The sequence below is a fragment of the Deinococcus humi genome (assembly GCF_014201875.1).
In the GTDB taxonomy this organism is placed as follows: domain Bacteria; phylum Deinococcota; class Deinococci; order Deinococcales; family Deinococcaceae; genus Deinococcus; species Deinococcus humi.
Genome location: NZ_JACHFL010000001.1, coordinates 521360 through 533334 on the forward strand (window position 1 = coordinate 521360; position 11975 = coordinate 533334).

The window sequence follows — 11975 nt, forward strand, 5'->3', positions numbered from 1 at the left end:
GTCACACAGCAATTTTTCGTTAGAAAAGACGGTGATGGCTGGCCGGATTAGCCAAAATATTCGGGCAGATCTGCCTCGGTCACCAGCACATCCCTGGGCTTGCTGCCCTGATGCTTGCTGACAATCCCCATGGCCTCCAGCAGGTCCATCAGTTTCCCGGCGCGGGCGTGGCCCACGCTCAGGCGGCGCTGCAAGCGCGACACGCTTCCCTGACCCTCCTCAATGCAGATCTGCGCGGCCTGACGCAGCAGCGGATCGCTGAAATCCATGCCGCTGCGGTCACCTGGGCCGCTGGCCATCACCTCGCCCTCGAAATCCGCGCCGTAAGCTTCCACAAAGTCGTCCTCGAAGACCATCCGGCGCAGTTCGTCGCTGATACGGGCGGATTCGGCTTCACTGATGTACGGCCCCTGCAGGCGCACAGGCTTGACCTGACCGGGCTGGTAGAACAGCATGTCGCCCATACCAGTCAGGCGTTCGGCTCCCATGCTGTCAAGGATGGTGCGCGAATCGTGGCTGCTGCTGACCGCAAAGGCGATGCGGGCCGGGACGTTCACCTTGATCAGGCTGGTGAGGATGTCCACGCTGGGGCGCTGCGTCGCCAGGATCAGGTGCATGCCAGTGGCCCGCGCCATCTGTGCCAGGCGCATGATTGCGGATTCCACTTCTTTGGGACTGGTGATCATCAGATCCGCCAGCTCGTCGATGATGATGACCAGATGCGGCAGCTCGGTCTCGCCGGTCTGGCGCATCTTGGCATTGAACTGTTCCAGGTTTTTCGCGCCCACCGCGCTCATCATCTTGTAGCGGCGTTCCATGTGGGCCACCGCGCCCAGCAGCACGCCCGCCGCGTCCACCGGATTGGTCACCACGCTGCGGACCAGATGCGGGATGCCGTCGTAGGGGGTGAGTTCCACCATCTTGGGATCGATCATCAGGAAGCGCAACTCGCTCGGCAGATACTTGAACAGCAGCGAGGTGATCAGGGTGTTGACGCACACCGATTTGCCCGAGCCGGTGCTGCCTGCCACCAGCAGGTGCGGCATCTTGGCCAGGTCGCCCACCATCAGCTCGCCGTCGATGCTCTTGCCCAGAATGACCGGCAGCTTGGCGCGGGTATTGCGGAAGTTGGGGGCCGAGGCCGCCTGATGGAAGGTCACGGGTTCGCGTTCGGCGTTGGGCACTTCCAGACCGATCACGCTCTTGCCGGGCACCGGGGCCTCCACGCGCACCCCGCCTACCGCCAGGGCGCGGGCCAGATCGTTAGACAGGCTGGCAATCCGGCTGATCTTCTCACCGGGGGCGGGTTCGATCTCGTAGCGCGTGACAGTGGGGCCGCGCGCGTAGTCCACCACCCTGGCCTGCAGGCCAAAGTGCCGCAGCGTCTCGTCGATCAGCCCGGCCCGCTGCCGCGCCGAGACCTCCAGCGCCGCGGTGTTGTGTGCCGCCGCCGGGATGGGATCGAGCAATCCGTCGTCAGGCAGGGCCAGCGCGATGGCGCCGATGGGGTTGCTGGGACGCTGCTGCGGCTTGGCCTGACCTGTGGCCGCGTTCTCCCACGGCAGCGTCTCTGATGTGGCCTCTGGTCTGGGCGCACCTGCACGCACGCCACTGCTGCCCAGCATGGGCTCGGCCTTAGGGGCTGGCACCGCATTCAGGGCACGCCCGCTCTGGGACGGTGCGGGACCGAACGGCAGATCGTCGTCGTCCCAGTCGGCGAAAGGATCGAGGACACCCGTCTCCTCACCTTCAGCTCTGGAAGCGGTCTGCAGGGCGGCGGCGGGCGGCGCTCCCCAGATGGCCGGGTCAACTGTGGCGGTGATGGTGGGGCCGCTCAGGGCAGCGGGGGCAGGCTCAATGAAAGTGTCCTCTTCCAGTGGTCCATCGTTCACAAAGTCGAAGTCGAGGGCGGGCGGCGCGGTGGGGGCAGGTACCTCCGGGATCGCGGTGCCGGTGATCGCCTCGGCGCGGCGCAACGCTTCCTCGCGGGCCTGGGCAAGGCGGGTACGCCAGCGGTCCTGGTCACGCAGGGTGCCGTCGGTGTCCTCAGCCAGCGCCGCAGCCAGCTCGCCAGCCACCTCGGTGGGCGCGCGGTCAAAGGCGGCGGTCAGATCGGGCCAGCCGGGATACACGTCGGCCCGCGAGCGCCAGGCCGTGAAGTCGCGGCTGATCTCCTGCCATGCTATCTGGCGCTCGCGGTGGGCCGGCCACTCGCGGGCCAGCGTGGCGCTGTCGGCCTTAACCAACGCCTTCTCGGCGGCCAGACGTTCGCGCTCCAGCTTGCCCGCCCGCCCGGCCAGACGCTGGATCTCGGACACCATGCTGCGCCGCAGGCGCTCCAGCGCGTCACTGGCTTGGGTGCTGGGCAGCGCCACGCTCAGCTCGTGGCGGCCCTGACGGATCTCGGTGGCACGGGCCTCGGCGTCAGCCCCGGCGTCGGGGGCCTCGCGCGCCACCAGCTCGCGCAGGTCGCGGGCAGCGTTGCCGACAAACAGGCGCACGCTTTCCTGCCAGTGCTTCAGGTCCCGCTCCAGCCCCTTGAGGCCCGCCTCGTCCTGATGGCGCACCTCACGCCCGGCGGCCTTGAGTTCGGCCTGCTGGGTCTTGAGTTCGTTGGAATCGGGGTACAGGCGGCGCAGCGTCTCCAGTTCACGCCCGTGGGCCATCAGCCCGGCGCGGACCCCGCCGCGGGCGCGCGCCGACTCGATGCCGTCCTGCCGGGCCTCGATGGCCCCCTGCACCCCAGCGGACGCGCCGCCCAGCCACACGCTGAGCTGCCGGAAGACCGCCTTGAGCATGCTCAGCGGAGCCAGCCGCAGCATCAGCTCCAGGCCCAGGGTCAGCATGACCAGGGGCAGCAGCGCCGCGGCGTAGCTCAGCGTGGTGGTCAGCGGCCGCATGACCGTCTCGGCCCCCTGACCCGCTGCCCCCGGCTGAAAGACCTCGTGCAGCCCCAGCAGCGAGACCACCACGAGCACCCCGCCCAGGACCCGCCGGGTCAGGTTCCGCAGGTCGCGGCCCAGAAACACCAGCGTGCCATAAGCCACGGGAATGATCGGCAGCAGATACGCGCCCCAGCCCAGCCCGTCCAGCAGCAGCGAACGCGCCCCGCCCATGAACCCGGTCGTCCCGCCGCTGCCCGGCGTGATCGGGACGCCGCTCTCGATGCCCGCCTCGCCCGGCAGGAGCAGGGTCACCGCCAGGAAAATACCCACGGCAAACAGCACCAGGCCCAGCGCCTCGCCGTCGAAGCGGCTGACCGGAGGGGAACTTTTGGCGCGGGCCTTTGACATAGGCGGCAGTGTAACGCAAAGCGCCCCGGACCAATTGGGAATTGAGTCGTCCAGTACGCACTTGAGATCGTCACCAGCAAACGCTCCCTCGGTATCAGGCAGCCCTGGCCGCGCGTCACAGCTCCTCGGCCTGCCCCTGGCCCGGCACAGACACCACATAATGCGGCCGTGTCCCTGATCCTCCCTGCCGTCCTGGCCGACGCGCTGTGGGCGCACGCTACCCGCGAAGCCCCTCGCGAGTGCGTGGGCGCGCTGGGCGGCACAGGGTGGACGGCGGAAGAGACAGGGGGCAAGGGGGTCCGCACGGAGGCGCTGTACCCGCTGCCCAACATCTCCCCCATTCCCGAACGCGAATACCTGGCGGACCCGGTGCATCTCCTCAGGGCGCTCAAGGCCATGAGGGAAGGAGGTCTGGCGCTGGTGGCGCTGTATCACAGCCACCCGCACGGTCCGGCGCGGCCCAGCCTTACCGACCTCCGCCTGGCGGCCTACCCGGTGCCGTATGTCATCGCCGATCTGGAACGCCGCGTCCTGCGCGCCTACCTTCTGCCGCAGGGCACGGCCGTAGCGGTGCAGTTAGAGGACTGAGCGCCCGACTTCTCTTCCAAAGGGTGGATGCAACACCTCGTTTTGAGGCATAGCTCAAAGGCAGGAAAAATGCATCAGAGGGGGTCAAATTCACCTGCCTTTGGTATACGTCAATCTGGGTAGTATGTGAGCTTCGTCGTGTCCAGCACGGCCAGGACCACTCGCTTCCAGTCCGGCCGATTCAGGACAGATCGGTCTGCAGAGTGCCCAGTCTGAAGATGGCCATGCCTGGTGCCCGCCGGCGGTCATTTTCCGCCCCGATTCATGATTTTCCCCTATGTTGGGGACGTGACTGGGGAACAGGGGATGGGCAGCGCAACGGCCGGAGGTGGGCACCTGCTCATTTACGGTCTGGGGCGCAGTGGACGCGGTGTGGCACGGTTTCTGGCTGCAGAGGGCTGGCGAGCGGAGTGGCATGACGCCCGGCCCTCCGCCGAGGACCAGGCGTTGATGGCCGATCTGCAGTTCAGCCGTGGCGACGTGGGGAGCTCTTACGCGACAGTCGTGGCGGCCCCCGGCGTGCCCATCGATCACCCGGACCTGCAAAGCCTGCGCGGACGCGGCGCGGAAATCATCGGCGAGGTGGCGCTGGCCGCCCGCCTGCGCCCTGGGTTGCCGATCGTGGGCGTGACTGGCACGGCGGGCAAGGGCGGGACCACGGTGCTGGTCGCCTCGCTGCTGCGGGCCTGCGGCGTGAACGCGCGCGAGGGTGGCAACATCGATCCCCCGCTGTTGGACGTGGTGGACGCGGCCGAGGTGGCGGTGGCCGAACTGTCCAGTTTTCAGCTGGAGCGGGTGCCGGGCCTGCGCCTGCCGGTGGCCGTGATCACCAATCTGGGCGTCGATCACCTGGACCGTCACGGCACGGTGAACGCCTACCACGCTGCCAAGCTGAACATCACAGCCGGGCAGGAGGACGGGGACGTGCTGATCGTCCCCGAGGGGATGGAGGTTCGCACGCGAGCCAGGGTCCAGGCTTTCCGCGCGGCGCGACTGGTCCTGAGGGGCGGCGAGGAAGTCCTGCCCACCGCCGAGTTGCCCGGGTCCATTCATCCGGCCAATGCCGCCGCCGCGCTGCTGGCTGCCGAGGCCATGCTCGTCCGGCTGGGGCGCCCGGTGCAGCCGGACCTCCTGGCAGCGGCGCTGCGGACCGCGAAGCCGCAAAGAGGCCGCTTCGAGACGGTGGCGCAGCGGGGCAATGTGCGCTTTATCGACGACAGCATCGCCACCCGCACCATCGCCGTTCAGGCGGCGTTGGAACGCGCAGAAGTGCCCATTGCCTGGCTGGTGGGCGGACGCGACAAGGGGGCAGATCTCGCCCCGCTGCGGGAAGCGGCGCAGGGGCGCGTGAAGACGGTGATTGCGTTCGGTGAGGACGGTGAGAAGCTGGCCCGCGAACTGGGGCTGCCCTTCGTGACCGCTTCCGGCACGGACGGTGACGAGACCATGCGGGCCGCCGCGCGCGCCGGGCTGGAGGCCCTGGGAGATCGGGGCACAGTGCTGCTGGCCCCGGTGGGCACCAGTTTCGATCAGTTCCGCGACTACGCCCAGCGCGGCGACAGTTTCCGGCGAGCGGCACTGGCATTGACGGACGGCGCGCCCGCAGCCGCGGAGGCCGGGGCATGAGCATCCAGCTGATCATCGCGCAGGTACTCCTGATGGTGCTGGGGCTGCTGGGTGTGGCCGCCGCGCGCCCGGACCTGATCGTGGAACACGCCTGGAAGACGGTGCTGGCGCTGGGGATCACCTTTCTGGTGGCCCGGCTGCGCCCGAAGACCTTCCTGAAGCTGGGACCGCCGTTCTGGGCGCTGACCCTGGTCCTGCTCCTGCTAGTTCTCTTCGTCGGGGTGGGCACCGAGGAAAGTTCGGCGACCAAGCGCTGGCTGGACTTCGGGGGCCCCTTCCGTTTCCAGCCGTCCGAACTGGCGAAACTGGGCCTGGTCATGATGCTGGCCTCGTTCTTCTCGCGTCGGGGCGTGCAGAACAAGCTGGTCAGCGCCACCGTGATGATCGTGATCACCACCGGGCTGGTCTTCGCCGAGCCGGATCTGGGCAGCAGCGTCTTGATGTTCGGGCTGGGCATCATCCTCATGTACGCCGCCGGGGTGCGGATCAGCAACATCACCGGCTTCATGCTGGCGCTGGCCTTGATGGCCCTGCCGCTGTTCTCCAGGTATCTGGAACGACATCCGTACATTCTGGCGCGCTGGCAGGGCCACCAGGCCCGCGACGAGGAACGGGCGGTGGGCCTGGACCAGATCGGCTTCGCCCACCGTGACCTGACGTGGGGCGGTTGGTGGGGCCAGGGACCGGACGGACGGCGTTACGAGTACTTCGCCGCCCACACCGACATGGTGGTGGCCTCGGTGGGCTTCACCACCGGGCTGCTGGGCGTCATCACGCTGCTGTTCTGCTACTGGCTGATCGTGTCGGTGGCGCTGCAGACCTCCCAGCTGGCCGCGCGCATCCGGCCCATGACGGCGGAAATCCACGGGGCCAGCATCCTGGCGACCGGCACGATGTTCATGATCGTGGGTCAGGCTTTCGTCAATCTGGCGGTCGCCGCCGGGTTCTTTCCGGTCACGGGCGTGCCGCTGCCGCTGGTCAGTTTCGGCTTTTCCAGCATGCTGACCATGAGCGTGGCCCTGGGCATCATTCACTCGGCCCTTCGCGAGGTCAAGCGCAACCTGCCCGAAACCGAACTCCGGCCCGCCGGGGTCAGCGCAGGCGAACGGGAGGAACTGGAACTGAGCGCCGATTAGTCCCTGCAAGACACGGAGGCGTCAGCAAGAAACGGCTGACGCCCCCATTGTTTCTGGTTCGCTGCACCGACCTCCCAGGGACTGCGCTCCGTCCAGACCTCCGGCCAGCGTGAGGGCGCGGTCCGTCACGAAGGTCTGGAGATGCAGGCGCTCGGCCCGCGCTCGTGCCGCCTGGGCCAGCGCCGGGGTGTCGGCGTAATCCAGGGCGCACACGTTCAGGCCCAGGGCGCGCAGTTCCCCGAGCCAGTGGGCCGTGTAGTCCAGCCCCTGCGTGTCCAACACGGCGTAAGCCGGGGTATGCGTGGTGCTGAAGCCCTCGAACAGCACGCCGTCCACCAGCCGCGCCAGTCCCGGCAGCAACCCGAAGCCCCGGTTTGCCAGCAGGGTTGCCTGCGGAAACGCGGTCCGTAGCGTCTGCACCAGCGCCAGGGTTGCCGCCGGCTCCGCGCTGTCCAGCGTATCGAGCAGCAGGCCGTCGGCGTGCTGGAGTTCGGCCGCGGCGCGGCGCAGCACCTCGGCCCACCACTCGGGGTGACTGACATCCACGGCCACGCTGCCCCACTGCGGGTTGACCGTCAGATGGTAGGCCGCGCAGCCGGGAGTGCATGCGTACTCGCCGTGTGGATGGTCCTCGCCCACGCTCAGGTAACCCAGCACCCGCGTCCCACCCGCCCGTAACCCGCTGAGCTGGGCGGGAGTGTACAGGGTGGTCTGGACGATGGCGGTCTGGAAGTTGCCCAGCGTCTGTAGGGCCTGTGGAGTGGGCAGGCCGTAATAGACGCTCAGGGGCAGGTGGGGCGAGAGTGGAGGAATGACGGTGAGCAAACTTCCCGCTTACCTGGGCGTGACCGTGACGCTGACGGAGCCGTCAACTGCGCCGGTCATGGCCCGGTACGCGCCGTAGAGCGTCCCCGAATTTGCGCCGGTCAGCGTGACGGGCAGGCGCCCTGCGCGGCTGCTGATCGCCACCACGTTGCTCTTGCGGTCCCACACGGCCCCCAGCGTGCCGGCCGATTTGGCCTTCTCTTCCAGGGTATGGCTCTTCAGGTACTCGCCCAGCTGGTCCCAGTCGTAGGTGTTCAGGGGCAGGGTGCTGTAGCGGCTGTACTTGGTCAACGCGGCCTTCACCCAGTCACTGGCCACGCTCTTGCCCAGGGCGTACTGGTTCAGGTTGGTCTGGTGCAGGTAGTGCGGGAAAGCGCTGCCGCCCAGGATGTGGTTGAGGGCCAGATCACTCTCCTTGTCCAGGAACTCGTTGTAGTTCAGGGCATGATCCCAGGTGGGTCGGATTCCGCCGGGCGCGTAGATGCTGTTGTAGGACGCCGTGACCTCGGCAGGATTGGTGACGTGGTAGTGCATGTTGATCGGCCAGCGCGGCACCAGGAAGATACCGCTGTTCAGCGGATGCTGCACGCCGCAGGTGGCACAGGACGGATCCCACTGACTGGCGACGCTGTGATCCGAGGCGATAAAGCGCACCCCGGCACTGACGGCGGCTGACAGCATGTTGGGGTTGCTGCGGCCCAGTCCCAGATCCTGCTTGGGGCCGACGGTGCCCTCGTCGTTATGGGTGCCGTCGTCATTCGGGTCCATGTTGCCCAGACCGCTGTGCTCGCCGGTCACCAGGGCCTTGCGATTGACGGGAAGCCCCAGCTTGTCGCCAATAGCGAAGTTGCCCGCGATTTGCTCGCTGGCCGTCTTGAAATCCATCACGTCCATGCGCTGATGATCGCGGGTGTGGTTCACCCAGTCGAACTCGTTTTTCAGGCACCGGCTGATGCTGGTCAGCTGGTCCGAGCTGAGCCAGTAGAACAGGCAGGTCGCGGGAGCCGTGGTTTTTGCGCCCCCGCCGTTGAAGACCAGCCCGTACTTGAACTGCCGGGCCACCCTGTAACTGTTGCGAAGTTCCTCTTGCTGGTAGAGCACCGAGATCAAATCGCCAGCGCTCACGCGGAAGGGCTTGTCATACAGTTGCCCGGTGGCCGCGTTCAGGTGATCCCCCGCAGCAAAGAAGTCGTCGATATCCACCTGCAGGAACCGGCGATGTTCGCCCAGATGCACCCCCTTGGTCAACCACTGCACCAGGCCGTAACCCATCAGCTGGGTGTGCAGCAGGGCGGCGTTCTGGGCGGTGGTGATGAGCAGCCGCTCACGACCGTCGGCAGCAGTGCTGGTGGCCGCCAGGACCCGCCCCCCCGGATCGGTCAGCAGCGGCGTGGTGGTCACCCCAGGGACAGCTTCGAGGGCGGAAGGATAGCTGTAGGCGTACTGAACGGGCACGGCCGTGCCCGTGAGATCCGTAAACACCCCTTTGCCCGCACTGCTAGGGGTCATGGAGGTAGTGGAGGTCTCCGCCCCCGGCACCGCCCGCAGCCCGTAGTCCTCCGGCGCGACACCGGGATAGCCGTACAACGCCAGCTGCCGCACCTTGTACGCTGCCTCGTACTGGAATAGGGTTTCCCACTCGCTGCTGTCCAGCGCACTGGTGTACACGCCAGGCGTGGGCTGGGTCAGCAGTGCGTTGCTGGTCAGGATCACGCCCTGGTATTTCCCCGTGCCGTCGGCATTGATCAGGTTGCCTTGACCTAACGTCTGCTGGCTGGCATCCAGCACGTCGTAGGGCACGCCGCTCTGCTGCAACATGGCTTTGGCACTGTCGAGGCCATAGTCACCTGCCCCACTGCTCAGGACCAGCACTCTAAGCTCGACCTTGTTGGTCTGGGCGTTGGCGGGCAACGCCTGAGCGCTCAGTCGGGTGCCCTTTGGAATCCTCGCCTCACCCAGCCGGGCATCTTTCGGCAGGTTACGGAGGGTTGGTGCAGCCTCCAGCACATGAAGATGCCCCGATACGATGGGCACATTGTCAAACGCAGGTTCCACCGTATCCGGTGCGACAGCCTTGGGGCGGGTATTGAGATCTTCGGTGGAACCGAGCACTGGCTCCGCGCCACCCCCTGTACCGGGTGGCGGCGATCCAGCGCAGGCGGCCAGCAGCAGGGTCAGGGACAGGGCAGACAGCAGGGGGTGTGGTTTCATGGAAACTCCTGAAAAGCGACCACGCTTTCGGGTGATGTGTGTGGAAAAGCAGGGCTGATCGTGCGGTGCCCGAGCCTTACTGGGGGGAGACGGCCACCGTTTTGCTACCGCTGAGGTTCAGGGAGGCAATTCGGTACGCGCCGTAGGGTGTTCCGGTGCTCGCGCCGGTCAGCGTGAGAGGGGTCGTGCTGGCCGACAGGTTGCTCAACACCACCGCGCTGGTCTTGCGGTCCCACACCCCGCGCACGGTTCGCGCCGCCTTGGCCTTCTCCTCCTGGGTGTGGCTCTTCAGGTACTCGCCCAGCTGATCCCATTTGTAGGTGTTCAGGGGCAGGGTGCTGTACTGGCTGTACTTGTCCAGGGCCGCACGTGCCCAATCGCTGGCCAGGCTCTTGCCGGGAGCGTACTGTGCCAGGTTGGGCTGGTGCATGTAGTGCGGGAAAGCGTACCCGCCCAGGATGTGGTTCAGGGACAGATCGCTGTCTTTGTCCAGCACCTCGGCGTAGCTCAGCGCGTGGTCCCAGTACGGGCGGATGCCGCCGGGCGCATAGATGCTGTTGTAGGACGCCGTGACCTCGGCAGGATTGGTGACGTGGTAGTGCACGTTGGTGGGCCAGCGCGGCACCAGGAAGATATTGCTGTTCAGCGGGTGCTGCACCCCACAGGTGGCGCAGGTGTCATCGCGCTGGCTGGCGACGCTGTGATCCGAGGCAATAAAGCGTATGCCGGCACTGACGGCGGCTGACAGCATGTTGGGGTTGCTGCGGCCCAGTCCCAGATCCTGCTTGGGGCCAACAGTGCCCTCGTCGTTGTGGGTGCCGTCGTCATTCGGGTCCATGTTGCCCAGACCGCTGTGCTCGCCGGTCACCAGACCCTTCCTGCTCAGTGGCAGGCCCAGTTTGGTGGCAATCGTCAGGTTGCCGCTGATCTGCTGGCGGGCGGTCTCCAGGTCCATGACGTCCATGCGCTGGTGATCGCGGGTGTGATTCACCCAGTCGAAGCTGCTCATCACGCATTTGGTCACGCTGGTCAGCAGGTCTGGCGTACTGATGCCCAGGCTGCACGAGGTTGGAGCGTTGGGAAACGCGCCGCCACCGTTGAAGGCCATCGCGTAGCGGAAGGAGGCCGCCACCGGGTAGTCCTTTGCGATCCCGATCTGCTGATCCCGCACCGACAGCACGTCGCTGCCGCTGAGGCGAAAGGGGGTGGCATACACCTGACCGGTCTGCGCATTCAGATGATCCCCATCCAGGAAATAGTCGTCGATGTCCACCTGCAGGAACCGGCGGTGTTCACCCAGATGCACTCCTTTGGTCAACCACTGCACCAAGCCGTAACCCATCAGCTGGGTGTGGCGGAGATAGGGGTTTTGCGCCGTGGTCAGCATCAGACGCTCACGGCCATCGGCAGCGGTGCTGGTGGCGGCCAGGACCCGCCCCCCTGGATCAGTCAGTAGCGGCGTGGTGGTCACCCCAGCAACTGGCGTGACCGTGGCCGGGTAGCTGTAGGCATACTGGACCGGCAGCGTTGCGCTGGCCTTGAGATCCTTGAAGACGCCCAGCCCGGCGGTGCTGGGGGTCATGGAGGTGGTGGAGGTCTCCGCCCCCGGCACCGCCCGCAGCCCGTAATCCTCCGGCGCAACGCCAGGGTAGCCGTACAACGCCAGCTGCCGCACCTTGTACGCCGCCTCGTACTGGAATAGGGTCTCCCACTCGCCGCTGTCCAACGCACTGGTGTACACGCCGGGACTGGTCTCCGCCACCAAGGCGTTGCTGGTCAGGATCACGCCCTGGTATTTCCCTGTGCCGTCGGCATTGATCAGCCGGGACTGGTCCAGCGTCTGTTGGCTGGCGTCCAGCACGTCATAGGGCACGCCGCTCTGCTGCAACATCGCCGTGGCACTGTCGAGGCCATAGTCACCTGCCCCACTGCTCAGCACCAGCACCCTGAGCTCGACCTTGTCGGTCTGTGCGTTGGCAGGCAGAGCCTGGGCACTCAGTCGTGTGCCTTTTGGAATGGTCGCCTCACCCAGACGCGCCCGGGTGGGCAGGTTCCCGGGCTTCGGCTCGGGAGGAATGATCGTGATCTCGTCGTTGTGCTCCTCGCTGTGGTCCCGGTTGTAGTCGCTGCCCGGCACGATGGTCTGGCCCGAACCGTCAGGAAGATCCGCGGGCGTTGTGGACGAGGGCGAGGTACTGCAGGCGGCCAGCAGCAGGGACAGGGTCAGGGCGGACAGCAGGACTTTTTTATTCACAGGCAGATTCCTTGGAGGGGGGCGGGACAGGTGAACGGGAAG

General features: G+C 66.6%; 7 protein-coding genes. 3 read left to right on the forward strand and 4 right to left on the reverse strand.

The window, feature by feature from the left end:
- Window positions 1-47: 47 nt before the first annotated feature.
- Window positions 48-3293 carry an FtsK/SpoIIIE family DNA translocase gene (locus HNQ08_RS02725; RefSeq protein WP_184127542.1) on the reverse strand — a complete coding sequence of 1082 codons (3246 nt, stop codon included), beginning with the start codon at window positions 3291-3293 and terminating at the stop codon, window positions 48-50.
- A 168-nt stretch (window positions 3294-3461) separates the two neighbouring features.
- Between HNQ08_RS02725 and HNQ08_RS02730 the strand changes: the two genes are divergently transcribed.
- From HNQ08_RS02730 to HNQ08_RS02740, 3 genes are all read left to right on the forward strand, one after another.
- Window positions 3462-3881, forward strand: a complete 420-nt coding sequence (locus tag HNQ08_RS02730) for a M67 family metallopeptidase (protein ID WP_184127543.1) — start codon at window positions 3462-3464, stop codon at window positions 3879-3881.
- A gap of 306 nt (window positions 3882-4187) precedes the next feature.
- Window positions 4188-5507, forward strand: coding sequence for a UDP-N-acetylmuramoyl-L-alanine--D-glutamate ligase (murD, locus tag HNQ08_RS02735; protein WP_184127741.1), 1320 nt, complete (start codon window positions 4188-4190; stop codon window positions 5505-5507).
- Window positions 5504-6643 (forward strand): FtsW/RodA/SpoVE family cell cycle protein, encoded by a 1140-nt coding sequence (locus HNQ08_RS02740; RefSeq protein WP_184127544.1) that lies wholly within the window; start codon window positions 5504-5506, stop codon window positions 6641-6643. Before murD ends, HNQ08_RS02740 begins: the two co-directional genes overlap by 4 nt.
- A gap of 21 nt (window positions 6644-6664) precedes the next feature.
- Here the strand turns inward: HNQ08_RS02740 and HNQ08_RS02745 are convergent, their stop codons facing one another.
- From HNQ08_RS02745 to HNQ08_RS02755, 3 genes are all read right to left on the reverse strand, one after another.
- Window positions 6665-7468 carry an endo alpha-1,4 polygalactosaminidase gene (locus HNQ08_RS02745; protein ID WP_229789615.1) on the reverse strand — a complete coding sequence of 268 codons (804 nt, stop codon included), beginning with the start codon at window positions 7466-7468 and terminating at the stop codon, window positions 6665-6667.
- Window positions 7469-7477: 9 nt separating this feature from the next.
- Complete coding sequence (locus HNQ08_RS02750; RefSeq protein ID WP_184127545.1) at window positions 7478-9679, reverse strand: Agd3-related carbohydrate-binding protein; 2202 nt, start codon at window positions 9677-9679, stop codon at window positions 7478-7480.
- 76 nt (window positions 9680-9755) lie between these two features.
- Window positions 9756-11933, reverse strand: a complete 2178-nt coding sequence (locus tag HNQ08_RS02755) for an Agd3-related carbohydrate-binding protein (RefSeq protein ID WP_229789621.1) — start codon at window positions 11931-11933, stop codon at window positions 9756-9758.
- Between the last annotated feature and the right edge of the window lie 42 nt (window positions 11934-11975).

Coding starts and splice junctions, on each gene's coding strand:
- HNQ08_RS02725 (WP_184127542.1), bottom strand. CDS start 3,293: ATGTCAAAGGCCCGCGCCAAAAGTTCCCCTCCGGTCAGCCGCTTCGAC.
- murD (WP_184127741.1), top strand. CDS start 4,188: ATGGGCAGCGCAACGGCCGGAGGTGGGCACCTGCTCATTTACGGTCTG.
- HNQ08_RS02740 (WP_184127544.1), top strand. CDS start 5,504: ATGAGCATCCAGCTGATCATCGCGCAGGTACTCCTGATGGTGCTGGGG.
- HNQ08_RS02750 (WP_184127545.1), bottom strand. CDS start 9,679: ATGAAACCACACCCCCTGCTGTCTGCCCTGTCCCTGACCCTGCTGCTG.